The sequence below is a fragment of the Aquirufa aurantiipilula genome, from assembly GCF_019923745.1.
Taxonomy (GTDB): domain Bacteria; phylum Bacteroidota; class Bacteroidia; order Cytophagales; family Spirosomataceae; genus Aquirufa; species Aquirufa aurantiipilula.
Window position 1 is genome coordinate 15966 of sequence record NZ_JAANOG010000011.1, and the last position, 22253, is coordinate 38218.

The 22253-nt window shown below is 37.2% G+C and carries 25 protein-coding genes; 17 read left to right on the forward strand and 8 right to left on the reverse strand.

Annotated features, from left to right (window positions below; all coding sequences use genetic code 11):
- The first annotated feature begins 194 nt into the window (after positions 1–194).
- From selD to purS, 6 genes are read left to right on the forward strand one after another with little or no spacing between them, the layout of a single operon-like run.
- Positions 195–1232, forward strand: a complete 1038-nt coding sequence (gene selD, locus G9H60_RS11440) for a selenide, water dikinase SelD (RefSeq protein WP_223144192.1) — start codon at positions 195–197, stop codon at positions 1230–1232.
- Positions 1233–1994 (forward strand): alpha/beta fold hydrolase, encoded by a 762-nt coding sequence (locus G9H60_RS11445; RefSeq protein WP_223144193.1) that lies wholly within the window; start codon positions 1233–1235, stop codon positions 1992–1994.
- Positions 1991–2713 (forward strand): SAM-dependent methyltransferase, encoded by a 723-nt coding sequence (locus G9H60_RS11450; protein WP_223144194.1) that lies wholly within the window; start codon positions 1991–1993, stop codon positions 2711–2713. Before G9H60_RS11445 ends, G9H60_RS11450 begins: the two co-directional genes overlap by 4 nt.
- Before the next feature lie 23 nt (positions 2714–2736).
- A complete protein-coding gene (locus tag G9H60_RS11455) occupies positions 2737–3378 on the forward strand; it encodes an MBL fold metallo-hydrolase (protein ID WP_223144195.1) in 642 nt (213 codons plus the stop codon).
- Position 3379: 1 nt separating this feature from the next.
- A complete protein-coding gene (gene pssA / locus G9H60_RS11460; RefSeq protein WP_223144196.1) occupies positions 3380–4102 on the forward strand; it encodes a CDP-diacylglycerol--serine O-phosphatidyltransferase in 723 nt (240 codons plus the stop codon).
- Entirely contained in the window at positions 4099–4350 is a 252-nt protein-coding gene (purS, locus tag G9H60_RS11465; RefSeq protein WP_109323245.1) for a phosphoribosylformylglycinamidine synthase subunit PurS, read from the forward strand. Before pssA ends, purS begins: the two co-directional genes overlap by 4 nt.
- Positions 4351–4391: 41 nt before the next feature.
- Here purS and G9H60_RS11470 read toward each other — a convergent pair whose 3' ends face one another.
- Complete coding sequence (locus G9H60_RS11470) at positions 4392–4748, reverse strand: CoA-binding protein (protein ID WP_223144197.1); 357 nt, start codon at positions 4746–4748, stop codon at positions 4392–4394.
- Positions 4749–4875: 127 nt separating this feature from the next.
- Here G9H60_RS11470 and G9H60_RS11475 point away from each other — a divergent pair, with 127 nt between their 5' ends.
- Positions 4876–5448, forward strand: a complete 573-nt coding sequence (locus tag G9H60_RS11475; RefSeq protein ID WP_223144198.1) for an NUMOD4 domain-containing protein — start codon at positions 4876–4878, stop codon at positions 5446–5448.
- Between the two features lie 35 nt (positions 5449–5483).
- Here G9H60_RS11475 and metF read toward each other — a convergent pair whose 3' ends face one another.
- The 3 genes from metF to kdsB form a co-directional block, all read right to left on the reverse strand.
- Positions 5484–6437 (reverse strand): methylenetetrahydrofolate reductase [NAD(P)H], encoded by a 954-nt coding sequence (gene metF / locus G9H60_RS11480; protein ID WP_223144199.1) that lies wholly within the window; start codon positions 6435–6437, stop codon positions 5484–5486.
- A 3-nt stretch (positions 6438–6440) separates the two neighbouring features.
- The gene (gene metH / locus G9H60_RS11485; RefSeq protein ID WP_223144200.1) at positions 6441–10202 is read right to left on the reverse strand and encodes a methionine synthase; all 3762 of its coding nucleotides are present in this window, start codon (positions 10200–10202) and stop codon (positions 6441–6443) included.
- 100 nt (positions 10203–10302) lie between these two features.
- The gene (kdsB, locus tag G9H60_RS11490; protein WP_262900027.1) at positions 10303–11055 is read right to left on the reverse strand and encodes a 3-deoxy-manno-octulosonate cytidylyltransferase; all 753 of its coding nucleotides are present in this window, start codon (positions 11053–11055) and stop codon (positions 10303–10305) included.
- A gap of 72 nt (positions 11056–11127) precedes the next feature.
- Between kdsB and G9H60_RS11495 the strand changes: the two genes are divergently transcribed.
- The 6 genes from G9H60_RS11495 to G9H60_RS11520 all read left to right on the forward strand — a co-directional run bounded on the left by G9H60_RS11495 (position 11128) and on the right by G9H60_RS11520 (position 15631).
- On the forward strand, positions 11128–11883 hold the full coding sequence (locus tag G9H60_RS11495) for a hypothetical protein (RefSeq protein WP_223144201.1): 756 nt from the start codon (positions 11128–11130) through the stop codon (positions 11881–11883).
- Positions 11873–12811, forward strand: coding sequence for a septal ring lytic transglycosylase RlpA family protein (locus G9H60_RS11500; protein ID WP_223144202.1), 939 nt, complete (start codon positions 11873–11875; stop codon positions 12809–12811). Before G9H60_RS11495 ends, G9H60_RS11500 begins: the two co-directional genes overlap by 11 nt.
- A 1-nt stretch (position 12812) precedes the next feature.
- Entirely contained in the window at positions 12813–12977 is a 165-nt protein-coding gene (locus G9H60_RS11505; protein WP_223144203.1) for a hypothetical protein, read from the forward strand.
- Between the two features lie 4 nt (positions 12978–12981).
- A complete protein-coding gene (locus tag G9H60_RS11510) occupies positions 12982–13764 on the forward strand; it encodes a TIGR02757 family protein (protein WP_223144204.1) in 783 nt (260 codons plus the stop codon).
- Complete coding sequence (locus G9H60_RS11515; RefSeq protein ID WP_223144205.1) at positions 13755–14714, forward strand: aldose 1-epimerase; 960 nt, start codon at positions 13755–13757, stop codon at positions 14712–14714. The genes G9H60_RS11510 and G9H60_RS11515 overlap by 10 nt, the downstream gene beginning before the upstream one ends.
- Before the next feature lie 89 nt (positions 14715–14803).
- A complete protein-coding gene (locus G9H60_RS11520; RefSeq protein WP_223144206.1) occupies positions 14804–15631 on the forward strand; it encodes a DUF3078 domain-containing protein in 828 nt (275 codons plus the stop codon).
- A 70-nt stretch (positions 15632–15701) separates the two neighbouring features.
- Here G9H60_RS11520 and G9H60_RS11525 read toward each other — a convergent pair whose 3' ends face one another.
- Together G9H60_RS11525 and G9H60_RS11530 are read right to left on the reverse strand one after the other, a co-directional pair.
- Entirely contained in the window at positions 15702–16592 is an 891-nt protein-coding gene (locus G9H60_RS11525) for a Ppx/GppA phosphatase family protein (protein WP_223144207.1), read from the reverse strand.
- Entirely contained in the window at positions 16589–16885 is a 297-nt protein-coding gene (locus G9H60_RS11530) for a HesB/IscA family protein (protein ID WP_223144208.1), read from the reverse strand. Before G9H60_RS11530 ends, G9H60_RS11525 begins: the two co-directional genes overlap by 4 nt.
- A 137-nt stretch (positions 16886–17022) precedes the next feature.
- Here G9H60_RS11530 and porX point away from each other — a divergent pair, with 137 nt between their 5' ends.
- Positions 17023–18588: a T9SS response regulator signal transducer PorX gene (gene porX / locus G9H60_RS11535; RefSeq protein WP_223144209.1), complete on the forward strand. Its 1566-nt coding sequence runs from the start codon at positions 17023–17025 to the stop codon at positions 18586–18588.
- Between the two features lie 34 nt (positions 18589–18622).
- Here porX and G9H60_RS11540 read toward each other — a convergent pair whose 3' ends face one another.
- Complete coding sequence (locus tag G9H60_RS11540) at positions 18623–19294, reverse strand: cell division ATP-binding protein FtsE (protein WP_223144210.1); 672 nt, start codon at positions 19292–19294, stop codon at positions 18623–18625.
- An 8-nt stretch (positions 19295–19302) separates the two neighbouring features.
- Complete coding sequence (fsa, locus tag G9H60_RS11545; protein ID WP_223144211.1) at positions 19303–19962, reverse strand: fructose-6-phosphate aldolase; 660 nt, start codon at positions 19960–19962, stop codon at positions 19303–19305.
- Between the two features lie 196 nt (positions 19963–20158).
- Here fsa and G9H60_RS11550 point away from each other — a divergent pair, with 196 nt between their 5' ends.
- From G9H60_RS11550 to G9H60_RS11560, 3 genes are read left to right on the forward strand one after another with little or no spacing between them, the layout of a single operon-like run.
- Positions 20159–20875 (forward strand): tetratricopeptide repeat protein, encoded by a 717-nt coding sequence (locus tag G9H60_RS11550; RefSeq protein WP_223144212.1) that lies wholly within the window; start codon positions 20159–20161, stop codon positions 20873–20875.
- Between the two features lie 18 nt (positions 20876–20893).
- Positions 20894–21253, forward strand: coding sequence for a transmembrane 220 family protein (locus G9H60_RS11555; RefSeq protein ID WP_223144213.1), 360 nt, complete (start codon positions 20894–20896; stop codon positions 21251–21253).
- Positions 21254–21256: 3 nt separating this feature from the next.
- Entirely contained in the window at positions 21257–22177 is a 921-nt protein-coding gene (locus G9H60_RS11560) for a sugar phosphate isomerase/epimerase family protein (RefSeq protein ID WP_223144214.1), read from the forward strand.
- The last annotated feature ends 76 nt before the right edge of the window (positions 22178–22253 follow it).

Consider the following 22253-nt stretch of genomic DNA (forward strand, 5'->3'; position numbering starts at 1 on the left):
CAACTGTTTGACTAAAGTCATTTCATATGAAATTGCACTAATCAACTGATAATTAGAACTTATAAAGCATTTTCTGTAATTATTTAAACGAATAAGCTCATCTAAATGTACTATTTTGGCTTAAATCTTAACACAAACTTAATTTTTAATTATTTAAAGAATATTTTTGTACTCTTCAATTAAATTATTCGACTTTGGATACTAGCATTAAATTAACTTCCTTTTCTCATGGAGCCGGCTGTGGTTGTAAAATTTCACCTCAAATTTTAGACCAAATTTTACATACCGATACCCCTAAAAAAAATCATCCATTACTTTTAGTAGGAAATGAAAGTCGGGATGATGCTGCTGTCTTTGATTGGCAAAATGGAGAAGCAGTTATTTCCACGACAGATTTTTTCATGCCCATTGTCGATGATCCTTTTGACTTTGGAAAAATAGCTGCCACCAATGCCATATCAGATATATATGCAATGGGTGGTTCTCCATTGATGGCAATCGCCATTTTAGGTTGGCCAATTGACAAACTAGCTCCAGAAATTGCTAAAAAGGTGTTGGAAGGTGGGCGAGCGGCATGTGCTGAAGCTGGTATTCCTTTAGCTGGTGGTCACTCCATTGATTCTCCTGAACCCATTTTTGGTTTAGCCGTAACGGGTAAAGTGAAAAAAGAACATTTAAAACAAAATGATCAGGCAAGTGAAGATTGCTTATTGTATTTAACCAAGCCATTAGGGGTTGGTATTTTATCTACGGCTCAAAAAAGAGGGATCGTTAGTCCAGAAGATTTAGCTTTAGCTGTAAAACAAATGAGCACGCTGAATCAATTTGGTGAAAAACTTGGGCCATTGGCCTATGTCAAATCGTTGACTGATGTTACCGGATTTGGATTATTGGGTCATTTAGTGGAAATGTGTGATGGATCTGGAGTGAGCGCCCAATTGTTTTTTGATAAAATACCTACTCTACCTCAGATTGGTCATTATTTGGAACAAAAATGTTTCCCAGGAGGTACATCTAGAAATTGGGCTAGTTATGGACATCGAGTAGAAGAAAGTATTTCTGAAATTCAACAGCTCATTGGTGCTGACCCACAAACTTCTGGAGGTTTGTTAATAGCCGTTGATGCAAATTCACAAACCGAATTCGAATCATTTGCAGAGACACAAGGTTTTAGCCTACAGGTAATAGGTAAAACGATTGCACAAAAAGAAAAAGCTATTTATATCAAATAAATGAAACTATACTTCCGAAAAGTAGGAGAACAAGGACCTGCCATCATTATATTACATGGTATATTTGGTTCATCCGACAACTGGTTAGGCATTGCCAAAGTACTTTCAGACAAATTCCAAGTGTACTTGGTAGATCAGAGAAATCATGGTCAATCTCCATGGTCAGATGAATTTGATTACCAAGTCATGTCAGAGGATTTATTGGAATTTATTCAAGAACACTCTTTGGATAAACCCATCATCATTGGTCATTCCATGGGTGGTAAAGTGGTGATGCAGTTTGCCTTAAATCATCCTGATATAGCCCAAAAGATGGTTGTGGTAGACATTGCTCCTAAATTCTATCCGGTACATCATACGGCCATATTGGAAGGCTTAAATAGTCTAGATTTAAAACATTTGGCCAGTAGAACTGATGCCAATGAACATTTAAAGCGATTTGAAGAGAAAGAAGGCGTTCGTCAATTTTTACTAAAAAATCTGTATCGAAATGATCAGCAGGAGTTTGCTTGGAGAATTAATGTTAAAGTAATTACCAAGAACATAGATGTAGTTGGACATGAATTGTGGGTTAAACATTCTGTGAATCTACCCGCCTATTTCATCAAAGGAGCGGAATCTCATTACATCCAACCAGAAGATGAACGTTATATTGCAGAAATTTTCCCCAACTTTGAACTGATTGAAATACCGAATGCTGGCCATTGGGTTCAAGCAGATCAACCAGAAGCTTTTGTTGACGCCTTGCGCAGTATTTTATGAAAATTTATTTGATTCCTTGTCCGATTGCTGAAAATACTGCTTCCAAAGTTATCACTCCTGAAGTTATCCAAGCTGTATTAACATGTAAACATTTTTTAGTAGAAAATGTACGCACGGCTCGACGATTCGTCAGTGAGTTAAAATTAGGCATTCAAATAGAGGAATTGGTTTTTGAAGTATTGGATAAGGATAGTGAAACTAGTAGTATTGAAAAATTCATACAGACTCAAGCTCAAGCAGATCATTCCATTGGTATCATTTCCGAGGCAGGTTGTCCAGGAATTGCTGATCCTGGTGCTTTAGCAGTTTCCATTGCGCATAAATTACAAATTGAAGTAATTGCATTGGTTGGCCCCTCCTCCATCCTTTTGGCCTTAATGGGTTCAGGATTCTCCGGACAAAGCTTTTGCTTTCATGGTTATTTACCCATTGATAAGACCGCTAGAATCAAAAGAATTGAACAATTACAAAAGGAAGTTGAGAAATCAGGACAAACCCAATTATTCATCGAAACTCCATATCGGAATAATGCATTGTTGGCTGATTTAATTCAGATTTGTCCTAAGCAACAATTAATATGTATCGGTTGTGATATCCAAGCAGAAACAGGCTTTATCCAGACAAAAACCGTAGAGGCTTGGGCAAAAACACTTCCAGATTTGCATAAAAAACCTTGCTTATTCTTATTAGGTCAACATCAATTTACAGGAAATAAGTAATTTGCATACAAAACAGATCATTCGTGGTATATAAAGAAGTTTTTACATGTAATCCATTTCAAGAAAACACCTATCTACTCTGGGATGATGCTGGCAATGGAGTCATATTTGATCCAGGTTGTCATAATTACGAGGAAAGAAAAACAATTACGGACTTCATTTTATCCAAAAACATTCAATTGAAATATTGCCTCAATACCCATGCTCATATAGACCATGTATTAGGAGTACATTATATCAAGGAACATTTTAAAGTACCATTTGCCTTACATCCCAAAGATTTGCCTTTATTAAATGATGCGGCTAATCGGGCAGCAGTTTATGGCTTTCCTGCTTTTCAATCAGTGGAAGTAGACCGCTTTTTGGAAGACGATGAGGTTATTGAAATTGGAGAAATGAACATGAAAGTTTTGTTTGTTCCTGGGCATGCGCCAGGGCATGTTGCCTTTTATTTAGAAGAACAAGGCTGGCTCATCGATGGAGATGTTTTGTTTAGAAGAAGCATTGGCAGGACAGATTTCCCCTTCTGCAATCATGCAGATTTGGTGAATAGCATTCAGAATCAATTGTATGTTTTACCAGAAGAAACGGAAGTTTTTCCTGGACATGGAGGGAGTACTACAATAGGCATAGAAAAAATTCAAAATCCATTTGTTAAAGCATAAGATGTCGATAAAAAAAGAAATCCCGAATACCTTAACCTTAGGCAATTTATTGTCAGGCTGTTTTGGTATCTATTTTGTTATGCAAGGACATGTTTTATGGGCCTCTTATTGCATCGTAATTTCACTAATTTTTGACTTTTTAGATGGTTTTTTAGCTCGATTATTACATGCCTATTCTGAACTAGGAAAGGAATTGGATTCCTTGGCAGATATGGTTTCTTTCGGTGTGCTACCAACATTTATGTTATTTCATTTGGTAGAGGCAAGTTGTGGCACCCAATGCTCTATCGGCCTTTTCGGATTTTATAAACCTTTTATCGTTTTTTCATTGGCTATATTTTCCGCCTATCGTTTGGCTAAATTTAATGTAGACACTCGTCAAAGTGATCAGTTTATTGGTGTGCCGACACCCGCCAACGGCATTGTAATTGCTGCCTTGCCCCTCATTCTGGAATTTCAACCTGAGTATAGCGAATACATACTTAATTTTAAAGGCTTGTTGATTTATTCCGTTATCATGAGTTATTTACTCGTGTGTGAATTGCCCTTAATGGCCTTTAAGTTTAAAACTTGGGATTGGAAAAGCAATCAAATTAAATTCATTTTCCTAGTTTTTTGTGTTGCTGGACTGATTTTCCTTAAATTTGTAGCATTGCCACTGTTAGTAGCATCCTATATCCTCCTTTCAGGAGTTCTTTACATACTTAATACCCAAAAAAAATGAAATTTTTAGCTGAAATTAATGTAATGCCTCAAAAAGAAATCCTTGATCCTCAAGGTAAAGCTGTGCGTATCGGTTTACAAAACTTAGATATACATCAGGTAGCCGATGTGCGTATTGGTAAACATATTCAGTTACAAATTGAAGCTAGTTCTGAGGCTGAAGCTAATGATATCGTTACGAATGCTTGCAAAAAATTATTAGCAAATTTAATTATGGAGGAATTTGACTTCGTATTGAAAGCTATATAAATAAAAAGGGAATCTGTTGAATATGACCCAACAGATTCCTTTTAAAATTGCCCCGTTTGCAATAATACCAAGGTACAGGATTCATCTGTCTCTATCCCCTCCTCTTCCAGGTTCCTCTTCAGTATTTCATTTTCGGTTCCAGGGTTAAAAATCACCCTTCTTGGATGTATTTTTTTAAGATATTCCAATAAGCCTTCTTGATTTTGTGGGCCAACATACAAGGTAACCGTATCAATATTCTCTTCTACCCAATCATTGGGATGAATGGTTGCCCCTAATAACTCTCCTTTTTTAATTCCCACTAGTACTATTTCATGCCCTTTTTGGTGCAATAGATGAGCGGCTAAATAGGCATATCGTTGAGGATTTGTTGAGGCACCGTAAACTAATACTTTCATATAATTAAAGAGAATTAATAATTAACAATATTAATTATTCTTTTTCGTTTTGAGCTAAACTTTTGCAATTCAAGGAATATAATTAAATTGCAATTACTACCGTTCTATAATACGTACAATTAATACTATGACCGCCTTAAAAAACTATTGGAATGAGCAATGGAAGCGCATTCCATTCCCTGAATTTGACAACCAAATTCATTATGAAATCTCTAATTATGGCCGTGTAAAAAGCTTTCAAAACAATCCGGAAGGCGATTTAATACAAGGTTCTATGATTCAGGGGTATCGATCTCTCAATATTCGATTTCAACAAAAATCTGCTAATCGGTACATCCATAAATTAGTGGCTGAATGTTTTGTCAACAAAAAAGACGAATCGGACAATTTTGTGTTGCACTTAGATCATGACAAAATGAATAACCGAGCTGAAAATTTAGCTTGGGGAAATCGAAGTCTAGTCACTGCTCACAACAAGAACAATCCGAGTGTAATTAATCGACAGATTCCGAAAAGAACGAAAAATTACAAACTGACGGAAAGCAAAGTGTTGATGATCAAAAAGATGCTAAAATCGGAGAAGAGTCGATTCAAAATGATCGCTAAACAATTTGGCATTACGCATACTCAGCTAAACCGTATTCGTTCTGGTGAAAACTGGAAACATGTTAAATTAGAAGAATCTAGTGCAGCCATGTAAATAAAAAAGGAGCGATTCTAATTCGCTCCTTTTTACTAGAATAACGCCGATGCAATGGATCGGACACTATCTGATTTGCTCATGGTATAAAAGTGCAAAGCGGGAACACCAGCTTGAATCAATTCTTTACCTTGTTGGATAGCCCATTCAATTCCTGCTTGTTTAATTCCTGCAGCATTAGAGGCCGATAATACGGCCGAAGATAATTCCTGCGGAATTTCCAAGTGAAAAATGGCTGGCAAAACCTCTAATTGTTTGGCTGTCGCTAAAGGTTTAATACCTGGAATAATAGGAACTTGAATGCCGATAGCCCTACATGCCTTGACGAAATCAAAGTATTTTTGATTATCAAAAAACATTTGAGTTACTACATAATCAGCGCCAGCATCCACTTTTTGTTTTAAATAGTGTAAATCTGTTTCTAAAGAAACCGCTTCAAAATGTTTTTCAGGATATGCCGCTACTCCGACACAAAAATTCGTTGGAAAGGACTCTGTCTCTTCGTACAATAAATGTCCCTTATTCATCCGACTAATCTGTTCTACCAATTCATTGGCATAGGCATGTCCGCCCGATTTCGGAATAAATCGATCTTCCCCTTTTTCTTGATCACCGCGTAAGGCAAGCACATTTTCGATTCCTAGGTAGTGTAAATCGATCAAAAAATCTTCTGTTTCTTCATGAGTAAATCCACCACAAATAACATGAGGAACTGCTTCTACTTTGAATTTTTGCATCAAAGCGGCACAAATACCTAAGGTACCAGGACGTTTCCTGATAGGTATTCGCTTTATTTCTCCATTTACTTCTTTTTCAATGAATTCTTCGCGATGGTAGGTTACCTCAATAAAAGGTGGCTTAAATTCCATCAATGGTTCTATATGTCCCATTAATTCCCCCAAGTGTTGACCTTTTACGGGTGGAATGATCTCAATGGAAAATAAGGTTTTGCCTCCAGAATTCTTAAAATACTCGGTAATTTTAGTCATATATTAAACATCGTAATTTAAAACTGGACTTAACCAACGTTCAATCTCCTCGACTGGCATCTGCTTACGCTGAGCATAATCCTCAATTTGATCTTTAGTAATTTTACCTAAACCATAATACGTGGATTTAGGGTGAGAAAAGTAAAATCCTGAAACAGATGAGGCAGGATACATGGCATAACTCTCTGTCAATTTTATCCCTATTTTATCTTCCGCATCCAATAATTCGAATAGTCTTTTCTTTTCAGTATGGTCTGGACAAGCTGGATAACCCGGAGCAGGTCGAATACCCGTGTACTTCTCAGCGATTAAATCTTCATTGGACAAATCCTCATCACGCTCATATCCCCAGAATTCCTTACGTACTCTTTCATGTAATAATTCAGCAAATGCCTCTGCCAAACGATCCGCAAGGGCCTTAACCATGATGGAATTATAATCGTCATGTGCCTTATCGTATTTATCCAATAGGGCTTCAATTCCAATACCTGCTGTAACAGCAAAAGCTCCTACATAATCAGTTAATCCTGTTTCTAATGGAGCCACAAAGTCACTTAAACAGTGGTTTGCCAAATTTGCAGCTTTGACATTTTGTTGACGCAAATGATGCAACCATTGACTTGAATCCGAGCTTGAATCCTTTTTTTGAATCTCATATTGAACATGGATATGCTCACCATGCTTTTCACATGCCACTTTATTTTCATTGACGGCAAAGTCATGTAAAATGATATCATCACCAAAAGCATTCGCTGGGAAAAATCCTAATGCAGCTTTGGCTTGCAGAGACTTATCTCGTATTATTTCTGCGAGTAAATCCTGTGCGTCTTGGAATAATTTCTTGGCTTCATGACCAACTACTGCATCATCAAAAATACGGGGGTATTTACCGCTCAACTGCCATGTGGCAAAGAATGGGGTCCAGTCGATGTATTTAGCGATTTCAGCCAATGAATAATCTTCAAAATATTTTACTCCCAAGAAAGTAGGTTGATGAGCTTGAAAATCAGCCCAATCAATACCTCTTGATTTTTGCCTTGCTTGATCTATCGTCAAATAGTTTTTCTCTTGTTGACGCGCAGCATGTTGCACTCGAATTTGAGCATATTCCTCCTTGATTTCGTTGAATATTTCCTTTTGAGATAATTCACTCTGCAATAATCGACCCGCCACAGGTACAGACCTAGATGCATCCAACACGTGAATAACAGGACCATCGTAATGTGGATCTATTTTGACAGCAGTATGCAAACGAGAGGTCGTGGCTCCTCCAATCAACAATGGAATGGTAAAGCCCATGCGCTTCATTTCTTTGGCTACATAGACCATTTCATCTAAGCTAGGCGTAATTAATCCAGATAGTCCCACGATATCAACTTGATGTTCTTTGGCAGCAGCCAAAATCTTATCACAAGACACCATAACACCCAGGTCTATCACTTCATAGTTATTACACGCTAAAACTACTCCAACAATATTCTTTCCAATATCATGAACGTCGCCCTTAACAGTTGCCAACAATATTTTCCCAGCTGAAGAGCTCTCCCCAACTTGTTTTTCTGCTTCAATGTATGGCAATAAATAAGCAACCGCTTTTTTCATCACACGGGCAGATTTAACCACTTGAGGTAAGAACATTTTTCCAGCACCAAACAAATCTCCCACCACATTCATTCCGTCCATCAAAGGACCTTCAATCACCTGAATTGGACGTTCTACTAACTTTCGCGCTTCTTCTGTATCTTCATCAATAAACTCAGTTAAACCCTTGATTAACGCGTGTTCAAGGCGTTTATTCACAGGCAATTTTCTCCAAGCATCGTCGATAACTTGTTCTTTTCCTGAAGACTTAACTGTATCAGCAAAAGCTACTAATTTCTCAGTAGCATCTGGATTTCTGTTGAGAAGTACGTCTTCACACAAATCCCGCAATGGCTGAGAAATTTCATCATAAACACCTAATTGGCTGGCATTTACAATACCCATATCCATACCTGCCTGAATAGCATAATATAAAAATACCGTGTGCATAGCTTCTCTTACTACTTCATTTCCACGGAATGAAAATGAAATATTGGAAACCCCACCCGACACTTTGGCATAGGGAAGATTTTTCTTTATCCAGGCAGTAGCTTGAATGAAATCATTAGCATAATTATTATGCTCTTCCATTCCCGTGGCTACTGTCAGAATATTCGGATCAAAGATGATGTCCTGTGGAGGGAATGCAACCACATTGACTAAAATATCATAGGCTCTTTGACAAATTTCTATTCTGCGTTGATATGAATCCGCTTGACCTTGCTCATCAAAGGCCATAACCACTACGGATGCACCGTATCTTTTCACTTTTCTAGCTAATTCAATAAACCGCTCCTCTCCTTCTTTTAAAGAAATTGAATTCACCACGGATTTACCTTGAACACATTTCAAACCGGCTTCTATAACTTCCCATTTGGAAGAGTCAATCATGATAGGCAAACGAGAAATATCCGGTTCGGACATCAATAAATTCAAGAATTGTGGCATCATTTTGACACCATCAATCATCCCTTCATCTAAGTTGACATCCAATATTTGAGCACCTCCATCCACTTGTTCTCTCGCAATCGCGATCGCTTCTTCAAAATTTTCTTCCCGGATTAAACGAGCAAATTTCTTAGAACCTGTCACATTACAGCGCTCACCGATGTTAACAAAATTGGTTAATTCAGTAATCTCCAAAGGTTCCAAACCAGATAGTTTTTGGTTTGGATTATTAGTTGGTAATTGATGAGGAGGGTATTTTGCGGCTGTTTCAGCAATTAAACGAATGTGATCCGGAGTAGTTCCACAGCACCCGCCAATGATATTGATAAAGCCATTTTGTAAATAATCTTCAATCACCGCCGCCATTTGTTCTGGACTTTGGTCATATTCCCCCATTTCATTAGGCAAACCCGCATTGGGGTGAGCCGAAACTAAAAAGGGTGATTTATCAGAAAGCGTCTTAATGTATGGGCGCATTAAATCTGCTCCAAGGGCACAGTTTAATCCTACTGACAACAAAGGCATGTGCGCAATGGATGTCAAGAATGCCTCGGTAGTTTGACCAGAAAGAGTTCTTCCTGAAGCATCGGTAATAGTACCTGATACCATGACTGGTAAATAAGGCTTATCAGGATGTTGTTGGAAATATTGATCTATTGCAAATAATGCTGCTTTGGCATTTAAGGTATCAAATACGGTTTCGACTAATAGCAAATCAACACCTCCATCTACTAAACCTTTTACTTGTTCTTGGTAGGCTTCAACTAATTCATCGAATGAAACGGCTCTAAAACCAGGATCATTGACATCTGGGGATAAAGATAAGGTACGGTTGGTAGGGCCAATGGAACCAGCCACATAACGTGGTTGATCTGGATTTTTTGAGCTAAACTCATCGGCAACTTCTTTGGCAATTTTGGCGGATTCAAAGTTTAATTCATACACCAAATCCTCCATGTGGTAATCTGCCATGGCAATGGAAGTGCCAGAGAATGTATTAGTCTCCGCAATATCTGCTCCTGCTTCAAAATATTTAGCATGTATTTCTTTGATAACATCCGGCCTGGTAATGGATAATAAGTCATTATTACCCTTTACTTCATGAGGAAAGTCTTTGAACCTTTCTCCACGATAATCAGCATCTGTTAATTGATATTGTTGAATTAAAGAACCCATGGCACCATCTAGCACCAAGATTCGATCTTTCAATCGATCCAAAATATTTTGTTTCTGCATATAGATATAAACCTTCTCCGAATCGTACAAAAATTCGAATAATCACATAAAAATCTGATAAAGATACACCTTTTGCAGGTTTAGATAAAGGGAAATTAATCTAAAGGAAGCCTAATTTCTTAATTTTTTCCAAATCTGAGGGGCTATCTATTCCAACAGTTTCATGTTGAGTTTCGATTAGCTTAATTTGGAAACCATGTTGCAGCCAACGCAGTTGTTCTAGCATTTCTGCCTTTTCTAAACTAGAAACAGGCAATTGACTTAAGATTGGCAATATGTCTGCCCGATAGGCATACAATCCAATATGCTTAAAAAAGTGGTGATGATCAAACCAGTCTTCAGTGGCTACTCCACGTAAATAAGGTATGGTTTGACGCGAAAAATACAAGGCATTATGTTGGTCATCCATGACAACCTTGGGTACATTCGTGTTGAACAAAGTTAGTTCATCATGAATCTCTTTGACTAAGGTTAATATGGGGGCATTGCTTTCAAAACCAGAGCTTAGTTCTAGTAATTGATCTGGATTAATGAAAGGTTCATCTCCTTGAATATTGACTAGGTAATCTACTTGGCTATCCAAATACCCTAATATTTCTGCACAGCGGTCAGTTCCTGATTGATGAGCTGAATCGGTCATCATGACTTCCGCACCAAATTTCTTAGCGACAGAAAAAATACGTTCATCGTCTGTGGCAATGATGATACGTTCCCATCCCGGAACCGAGGCCACTTGATCATATGTTCGCTGGATCATGGGTTTTCCTCCCAAATCAACCAGTGGTTTTCCTGGAAAGCGAGTAGAAGCATACCGGGCTGGGATTACTGCTACGACTTTTTTGCCTTGCATCATATTCAGATGTACGTTAATTGATAGAATATTGCCAAATTTGCACATTATTTGCCTAGAAACCTTTCGTCCGACTTGAAAAAAAAATTCCATTACCGTTTTCCGCAACAAATCTGGAGCCTTGGCTATTGGGGGTCAAAAGATGCACCTAAGCTTTGGATTGAAGCGAAAGATGCTTCGCAAGGAAATTGGTATTCCTATGAATTTGGAAACAATGAAATCAACATTATTTCACCGGTTCCTTCACATCATAGCCATTTGCAATGGTTAAAAGGTAGAGAAAAATTAGGCTTATTTGTTCGTTTGCAATCTGGAAAAAATCCCGGAATTGAAGCCATTGAGGCTTATGAATTACAAAATGGGAAACGCCAATATGCCATAGAAAGCCAACAAGCGAAAGATTTGACAGAAGACCAACTCATCATCCAACAAGGAAATTCGGTTTTATTGATGGATGTTGATTCTGGAAAAATTCTAGAACAACAAAAAGAATCACCCGATTTAACTAGTTTTCCCTATGAAAGTCCACATCATATAGAGGAAAGTCAGGAACAATTTAATGCCTTTAAACAATTTTTTAGTCTAAAATTCAGTTTACAGATTGCAAAGGGTTTGGATTATTGGGAGGGCAAGGATAAGCTAGTTTTTTCTTATTATCTTTACGATGGTGCTTGGAAAAACTACCTTTTGGTATGCGATCATGAATTCCAAATTTTACTGCATGAACTATTGGAGGAAGGTGATTTAATGGGATATCATACCTTTCAAATTTCCCAAAACCACCTATTATTTATTCAACAAAAACTACAACTTAAAATCTATGAATTTTAAATCATCCATACTTTATCTATTTATTTGTTTGGTCATTTCCACACAGATTAAAGCCATTACGGTAGATTCTCTTGGTTTAAAAAAAGAAAATAATAAAACCTATATCGTATTCAAAGTAGGGCCAAAACAGTCTTTGTTTTCCATACTTCGTCGTTATAATTTATCCTTAACTGAATTCAAACAAGTTAACCCTGAAATTTCTATTCCAGTAAAAACAGGAGAATTGGTATTTCTTCCTTTACATTATTTAGAGGAAAGTCCGAGTATTCTTAAAACCATTGATAAACCAAATGAAACTAGTGTGGCGCCTGTGGCGAATGAAAAAACAGTTGTGGAAGATGGAAATAAATCGGATAAAGGAATTCACATTGTAGCTCGTAGACAAGGTCTTTTGACCATTGCCAATATGCATCAAGTAACCATGGCTCAAATCCGGAAATGGAATAATCTGACTTCGGATCGCTTACAAGAGGGCCAACGATTAATCATTGCTGAACCAAGTGCGGCTACTAGTATTGATAAGTCTAGCTTACTACCCAACAAAACAGAGAAGATTCCTGCGACAGAAGCTAAAATTGATATGACTCTACCTGCTGCCAAAGAAAATCCTGCAGCGGCTGCTAGTGCTAATCCTGAGGGAGCAACAACACAAGAAGGAATTCGCAAGACCATAGAAACTGGAATTGCCGAACTTATTGACGTTCCTGATAATTCTGGCAAGTATTTGGCTTTACATAAATCTGCGCCAATTGGTACATTGGTTTTAGTCAAAAATTTAGCCAACAATCAAAGCATCTGGGTGAAGGTGATTGGAAGATTACCCAATACAGACAATAAGGTAATCATCAAATTATCACCTAAGGCTTTTGAGCGATTAAATGCGGTAGACAAGCGTATTCGAGCTGAAATTAGCTATTTAGTTCAATAAGATGGCGAAACGTAAAAGACCTATTACTGCAGGAAATGTCGTATTTGAGATATTTTTTATCTTATCCTACCCTTTCATTGCCGTGTTTTCGGTGCTAGTCACTATCCTAGTTTGGATATTCTCTTTACCTTCCAAAATCATCGCATTCTTTGGTTCAAAAAAATAGGACGATGCAGCAGGAACTAGCTGAGCTACTGAATAAGAAAGTGGCATTTTTCAATCATCCTAGATTCATTGAACACGACCCTATTTCGATCCCACATTTGTTTAAAAAGCCTCAGGACATAGAAATAATGGGGTTTTGGATCGCCATGTTAGCTTGGGGACAGCGAAAAACGATATTACAAAAAGGTAGAGAGTTGATTGATTTAATGGATGGTGCTCCTCATGATTTTGTACTTAACCATCAATCACAAGATTTGAAGCGCTTTGAATCATTCAAACATCGAACCTTTAATAGTACTGATGCACTGTACTTTCTTTCCTTTTTTCAAAGGCATTATCAAGAACATGATAGTCTAGAAATAGCTTTTACCCAAGGTGAATTTAATCCCGAAAATGAAAGTATAGAACAAGCATTGAATGGATTTTATACCTATTTTTTTGATTCAGAGTGGGCACCCCAAAGAACAAAAAAGCATGTATCAGCTCCCTCCAAAAACTCAGCATGCAAACGATTATGTATGTTTTTAAGGTGGATGGTCAGAAATGATCAAGCAGGAGTTGATTTTGGTATTTGGTCAAAAATTCAGCCTCATCAATTAATTTGCCCATTGGATGTACATTCGCAAAGAACTGCAGAAAAATTGGGATTGGTCAATGCCGGGCCTACCCATTGGAAGAAAGCCTTAGACCTAACTCGAGTTTTAAAACAATTTAATCCAATAGATCCCGTGCAATATGACTTTGCCTTATATGGCATGGGAATCGAAGAAAAAACACTATGGAAATAAACATTTTCGATTCAGTCGATGGCCAAGTTGTTCAGTTAAAAAATGAGCACACAGGTGAATCTGCCGAGATTTTGCAAGATTTAGGTGGAGCTTTAAAAAGCTTACATGTACTCATTCAAGGGAAACTGGAAAATATTATTGCTATTCCTCAGGAAAGTCAATTTTCGATGGCAGAAAATGATTTGTATCCTAGTGCATTGCTTTGCCCTTGGGTTAACCGAGTTAGAAATGGAAATTATTCCTTTTTAGGAAAAAATTACCAATTGCCGATCAATGAAAAGGCCTTAGGTAATGCCATTCATGGATTTTTAGCAAGAAGGAAATTTGAATTAGGTAAACAAGAAATTACATCAGACTATGCGCGTGTGATACTTTATTATCCATATTCGGGTGATTTCGAAGGTTTTCCATTCCCATTTCAATTTGAATGGGAGTTTACGCTATTTCAAAATGGGAAATTGGATGTATCTATGAAATGTCTAAATACAGGAGAAGGCGAAATGCCTTTTGCTTGTGGATGGCATCCTTATTTTCAAATACCAGGAACAGATTTAGATGATTACCACATATTCTTTCAAGGAAAAAGTCGATTTTTATCTGATTCTCAGATGATTCCAATGAAGGAGGAGTTAATGGACATGAAAGACGGCTTATCCTTTAGAACCAACCAGATTGACCATGTATTTCGGTTAAATCCCTCAGAGGAACATGTCACTGAATTAGTGGATACGAAGCTCAAAAGAGCACTATTCGTTCAACAATCAAGTCGATTATTCCCTTTTTTGGTTGTATTTGCCCCTGCTAATGAGCAATGCGTGGCGATAGAGCCAATGACTGCAAATACGGATGCCATGAATACACTAGATGGCCTGATTCATTTAAAACCGAAAGATTTTTTTCAAGGAAATGTACAAATTTGGGTAGGAAATCCGTTAGAGCTCACAAGGTAGAACAATCATTTTTGTACATTTGTCTCATGAAGGTCCATTTACTCCTAATTTTCGCTGGCATTTTTATTGCTTTTCAGTCGATGGGCTCGATGAAACCAGATAGCGTGGTGAGAAAATGGAAGCAAGAATTTACGACAGGGATTAACCTGAATCAATCAAGCTTTAGTGATAATTGGAAAGGTGGAGGAACGAACACATTCGCTACAGGATGGTATTTAAACCATTCGGCGAGTGTACAAAATAATTCTTGGCGCTTAGCCAGTGATTTACAAATGCAGGTTGGTTTTTTACAAAATAGAACCCAAAGTTTACGTAAAAATGTGGATCGCATCTTTTATGAGTTTAAAGCGGGTTATCGGATAAGTCCTAAATGGGATTATTATGGTTCTACCAACTTTCAAACTCAATTTTTTCAAGGATTTGAATACAATAAAAAGAACAGTGCGGGTATTCCTGTTGATTCCATCACTTCATCCATTTTTGCCCCTGCCTATTTGACAACATCCATGGGTTTTGAATATCATCCACAAAAGGCATTTTATACTCGATTTGGTATAGGCAGTTTACGTCAAACCTTTGTTTTGGATGAACGGATTTCTCGAGCTGGATTATATGGTTTACAAAAACCTGGAGACAACATTCGTAATCAGTTTGTATTCCAGTTTTTGGCCAATGTCGACAAAAACATCTTTGAAAATGTTAATTTAAAAGCTCGATATTCTGCTTTAATGGATTATTTCAGATTTGGAGTATCCAATGGTATTGTACATCGTTTTGATGCCAATTTAACCATGAAAGTTAATAAATACCTAAGCACTAATGTACAAGCTGTTTTATTCCGTGATTATGACCAGGATCCCAATTGGCAGTTTTCTCAGATACTATCGATGGGATTGTTGTATAAAATCACGAAGTAAATTATTAGTTACTAAGTATAAGTTAATAGCGAAAATTAAAATGTGAAAATTCTAATACCTAATAACTAACTCACTTTTTCCTTTGTAAATAACGATCATACAATAACTGTATGATTCCGTCCTTAAGTCCTAAATCTGGAACAAAGATTTCCTCGCATTCAGCCGTTTTCATGGCGGCAAGATAGATGGATGCTGCTGGAACAATTACATCCGCTCGGTCAGTATTTAAACGTAATTTGTGTACACGCTCTTCATAAGTAAAAGAAGCTACATAGTCTGAAATACGCTGCAACTCGCTGAATTGCATCATTTTCGATTCGTTTACTTTTTCGGAAATATTATACAATTTACTAATGTTACCTCCAGTACCTACGGCAATCATTTTACCTGGGATTTCCATTTTTTGTTGGGTTATCCACTTTTGCATCTTTTCCCAATCACCTTCTTTCTCCTTCCCTTCTAATAAACGAACAGATCCAATTTTAAAAGATTTGGAGGCAAGTTTTTGGCGATTGTGGTAAATATTCAATTCGGTAGACCCTCCACCAACGTCAATGTGTAAGTAGTTTTTCTTGGGATGAAGGGATTGAACCACGACATCATTGATCAATTCTGCCTCTCTACTTCCGTCAATCACATTGATCTTCATGTCCAAAATTTTATGGATACGGGTAATGATATCAGGGGCATTGGAGGCTTCCCTCATGGCTGAAGTGGCGCAAATGGCATAATCCTTTACCTCATGTAAATCCATAAGTAATTTGTAGGCATGTAATAACTTAAATATTCGAACTTCAGAGTCAGGGGAAATGACACCATCAATGAAAACGTCGTGACCTAAACGTAATGCGAAACGTACATATTCGATACGTTTAAAACTAATAACTCCGTCGTTTTCCAATACACTGGAAATTTGTAGTCGGGCAGCATTAGAACCGATATCAATGGCGGCAAATTTCATAATGTAGCGGGTTTATGTAAGTAAAAACCATTGGCACGGGCTTCAAAATCTATTTCTGTTCCCAATACAAAAAGCAATTGACGACGATCAATGAGTAAAGGAATTTCGTCGATCACATATTCTTCATCAAACTCCGTTTTGGAATCAAATCCCAAAACGTAAGTTCCTCCACAGGTCCCTCCTTTCATCCCAACACGAATAAATGGTTCTGGCATTTTACCTTCATGGACCAAAGGCAATAAATTAGCCTTGGCACTTTCTGTAAATCGAACAGGGGCTTCTGTATTAGCCATGGAAAAAAATGATTAGCAAGACAAAATTAGCTAATTTTAGGTGACCAAAATCTAGATTGAGCATTTAACAAAAATTAAATTTTTGGATGGACAATAATTGACATAGAGATGGGTTAAATAGAATAAAATAATGCAATATGACGTATTCGATACTTTGGGCTGACGATGAAATTGATTTATTAACTCCTTATATTCTTTTTCTGGAAAACAAGGGCTATCAAGTGACTACTGTGAATTCAGGTGCGGATGCTTTGGAGTTGGTGGAGAAGCAGAAATTTGATGTACTTTTTTTAGATGAGAATATGCCGGGCATGTCGGGTTTAGAAGTATTAATTTCCATCAAACAAATCAGACCTAACCTTCCTGTCATCATGATTACTAAATCAGAAGAAGAGGAACTCATGGAAGATGCGATTGGGTCAAAAATTGCTGATTACTTAATTAAACCCCTCAACCCCAATCAATTACTACTTTCTGTCAAACGTATTTTTGACAAAAAAAGACTCGAGGAGGAAAAAACTAATATCAGTTATCAACAAGAGTTTAGGGCTTTATCCTTACAATATCAGGATCAATTAAGCGCCAAAGAATGGGCAGATATTTATAAAAAATTATTGTATTGGGAGCTTGAAATTGACAAAACTGAGAACAAGTCGATGGCAGAGGTTTTGAGCAGTCAAAAATCTGAAGCCAACGTCCATTTTAGTAAATTCATTGAGAATTCATATGAAAACTGGCTCCAAAAGCCTGATTCAGAAACACCCATACTTTCTCATTTAATGATGCGAAAATATGTATTTCCGAAACTGAAGGAGAAAAGTCCTCTATTTTTTATTTTAGTAGATAATTTACGTTTTGACCAATGGAAAATTTTGGAAGGATTTATTCAAGAATACTTCCAATTGGAGCAAGAAGAGACCTATTATTCCATTCTACCTACCACTACAGCATATGCTAGAAATGCGATTTTTGCGGGTATGATGCCGCTAGAAATACAAAAAAATTATCCTGATAAATGGATATTTGATTTAGGAGATTCAGAAGATGAGGAAGGTTTTAATCAATATGAGGAATTCTTTTTACAGGAGCAATTGAAGCGATTGAGAATTAATGCAAAAGCATCATACCATAAGATTATACATCAATACCAAGGCAAGAATTTAGTCGATAATTTCAGTAAGTTATTGACCAATGACCTGAATGTGATTGTCTATAATTTTGTAGATATGCTTTCACATGCCAGAACTGACATGGCGATGATTAAGGAATTGGCACCAGATGAATCTGCGTATCGGAGTTTAACAGCAAGCTGGTTTTTACACTCTCCCCTATTTGACTTATTAAAAAGAATAGCAGATAAGAAAGGTCGTGTCATTATAACGACTGACCATGGAATGATTCGGGTGCAAAATCCGATTAAAATAGTTGGGGATAGAACTACAAATACCAATTTACGGTACAAGCAAGGTAAAAATTTAAACTGGGACAACACAAATAAAATGATGGTTTCCAGAAGGCCTGAGCAATTGTTTTTACCAAAACCGAATGTATCCACCACCTATGTGTTTAGTAAAGAAGATTACATGTTTGCCTATCCAAACAATTACAATCACTATGTGAATCATTACAGAAATACATTCCAGCATGGAGGGATTTCACTAGAGGAATGCATTATACCGGTAGTATACCTCACGGGTAAGTAGAGAACAAGCTGAGAACTGAAGCAATGCTTCAACTCTAAATATTATCTACTGGGAAGATATTTCCTCCTTCGCATTTCAAGAATTTACCTGGAATTTGGCGCATGGTATTATAATCATGACTAGCCATCAATATAGCAGTTCCTTGCTGATTCAATTGTTTAAACAATTGCATGATTTCTAAGGATACTTCGGGATCTAGGTGACCTGTAGGTTCATCTGCCAACAATAGAACGGGATTATTCAAAATAGCTCTAGCGATACAAATACGCTGTTGTTCACCTCCTGATAGTCGATGTACCCGTTTTTGAATGGCATTGGACATGCCTACTTGAGCTAAAACTTGCTCTATTCGGAAACGAATTTCGTCTGGATTGGAATGTCCTGTGGCTTCCAAAACGAATGAAAGGTTCTTTTCAACGTTACGATCTGTTAATAATTGGAAGTCTTGAAAAACGAATCCTAATTTACGACGTAGAAAAGGGACGTCATTGCGCTTTATATCGTTTAATGAATAGCCTGCAACTTTAGCTACACCCAGTTCAATGGGTAATTCCGCATAAATAGATCGAAAAAGTGTACTTTTTCCACTTCCTGTTTTGCCGATTAAATAGGCAAAATCCCCCTCATTCATCTCTAAATTGATATTTTGCAAGGTAGGAATACCATCCTGCAAAATAGTAACATTTTCAAAAGATAGAACGGCCATAGGATTGCTTATTTATTCTTTGCTTTTTCGTGATCAGCCAAGAAAGTAGCCAAACCGCTATCTGTCAATGGATGTTTTAATAAAGCTAGAATAGCAGATAATGGACCTGTCATTACATCAGCACCAACTTCAGCGCAATTGATGATATGCATTGGGTGACGAACCGAAGCGGCTAAAATTTCCGTTTCGAATTCATAGTTATCGTAAATCAATCGAATTTGTTCGATCAATTGAATACCATCGTAAGAAATATCATCTAAACGACCGATAAATGGAGATACATAGGTTGCACCAGCTTTTGCAGCTAACAACGCTTGACCAGCAGAAAACACCAATGTACAATTGGTTTTGATTCCGTGATCAGAAAAATATTTTAGCGCTTTTACACCATCTTTGATGATAGGTATTTTAACAACAATTTTTTCATCTAATTCTGCCAATTCTTCACCTTCACGAATCATCCCAGCAAAATCGGTAGCAATTACTTCGGCAGAAACATCTCCATCAACAATATCACAAATGGCTTTATAATGCTTCAAAACCTGATCTTTTCCACTGATGCCTTCTTTGGCCATCAAGGATGGATTGGTTGTAACACCATCTAAAATACCTAAATCTTGTGCTTCTTTAATGTGCTCTAAATTAGCTGTATCGATAAAAAATTTCATGAGAAGAATTGGTTTAAACAAAAAAATGGCAAATTCACCGCTACAACCAACTTACCCTTGCTTCGATCAAGACCTGGGGGATTCAGCGGGAGCTGGTAATTTGCCGTTGCAAATATAATAAAAAATGCCCCTTTTTTCAAAATACATACCGATATTTTAGCGCTAGGCATTAACTTTGATGATGCTTTTAATCAACATGTCTTACCTAAAATCCTGGCCCTTAGTTGGCTGCCTTTTTATCGCCCTACTTTCTTCTTGTTCATCATCATCTGATGCTTGGTTAGAAGAGGCTAAAACTCGATTAAAAAAGGGTGAATTAGTATCTGCCCGGGAGGCTTTAAAAAAGTCCATTGAGAAAAATCCTGGCTCTGCTGAAGCATTTAACATGTTGGGGGTTATTGATTTTCAAGAGAAAAAATTCGTGGAAGCGGAAAGTAACTATCTAAAAGCAACAGAATTAAAGCCCTCATTATATCAAGCCCAATTAAATTTAGCGGCTGTAAGAATGGAAAAATCAGAATGGGAAAAAGCCTTAGCTCCTTTGGAAATTGCTATAAAAAATGCCCCTGATTCGGCTTCAGCCTATTTACAAAGAGGAATCGTGTGGGCTGCATTGGCTAAACCTAAATTGGCCTTGGCAGATTTCACTACCTGCTTAGTTAAAAATCCTACAGAAATCAATGCTTTGTACAACCGAGGTAATATCTATTATCAAGGTGGAAACCTAACAGAGGCAGCCAAAGACTTTGAAAAAAGTGTTGAAATTAATCCTACATTTGGAAAAGGATATTATGCATTAGGGTTAAGCTTGTACCAACAAAAATTAAGCGAAAAAGCCTGTTTAGCATTTCAGCAAGCTTCCAAAATGAATTATCCAGGGGCCAAAGAGGCGGTCCATAAACTCTGTGAATAACACCTAAACCATATCAATATGAACAAAGCATTTCTAATCTCAGGCATCGTATTTACGCTCATATTTATATTATTTGCCTATTGGCAATTGAACGACCCAGATCCCATTTTATGGGTACCTGTTTACTTGATTCCAACGTATACAGCTTTTAGAGCAATATCTGGAAAAGTAAATGCTGAGTTAATGGTAGTTCTATTTATTCTTTCAGGAGTGGCTGGGCTACAAACATGGGTAGAAATGACCGCATGGGAAGGATTCATCACGGATGGTTTGAGCATGAAAACGATGAATCAAGAATTAGCAAGGGAAGCCGTGGGTCTTTGGATTACTACCTTATCATTTGCGACATTTTATTTTCTCGATAAAAAATACAATTAACACATGCTGGATTTAGGATTCGTTTCAGCCATACTTCCCAATAAAACTTTATGGGAAGTATTGGATTTTGCTCAACAACAACAATTTGCTTGTGTAGAAATTATGTGCTGGCCATCTAGCAATGCTGATACTCGTCGATACGCGGGTGTAAGTCATATTGCTGTTGACAATCTATCACATGATGAATTAATTGCCCTTAAAGCACAATTAGCTCTACATCCTGTTAAGATTTCCGCCTTAGGATACTATCCCAATCCTATGGATCCCAATGAAGACCAAGCATTGTTTTACCGTGAGCATATCAAAAAAATCATTCGGGCAGCGGCCGTTTTAGGAATTAGTCGGGTTAATACCTTCATTGGTAGAGATTATACCAAAAATGTCAACTACAACATTGGAAAATTTACCGAAGTTTGGCCTGAGATCATCGGATTAGCTGATTCTTTGAACATCAAAATTGGTATAGAAAACTGTCCTATGTTCTTTACGGATGATGAGTGGCCAGGAGGAAAAAACCTCATGACTACGCCTAAAATTTGGGATCAGTTATTTAGTATAATCCCATCCAAAAACTTTGGCTTGAATTATGATCCATCACATATGGTATTCCAAATGATGGATTATACCTATCCTATTTACCATTATGCGGAAAAATTGCATCATGTTCACCTGAAGGACGTCAAGGTTTATCCTGAAAAATTAAACCGAGTGGGGATTTTAGCCAATCCTCTGGAATACCATTCTCCCAAAATTCCTGGGCTAGGCGATATTCATTGGGGTAAATTCATCTCTGCATTAAATGATGTTAGGTATCGTGGACCAATCGTTATTGAAGTTGAGGATAAGGCCTATGAAGGTTCGGATGAAGATATTGAAAAAGCTATTTTAAGCGCCAGAAATCACATCAAGCAGTATTTGCCTTAAATGTGGTTTGGAAGCCGAGGATTTAAATCCTCGGATCATACTCAAGTAATCTACTTATCTAATTGATTTACAAGGT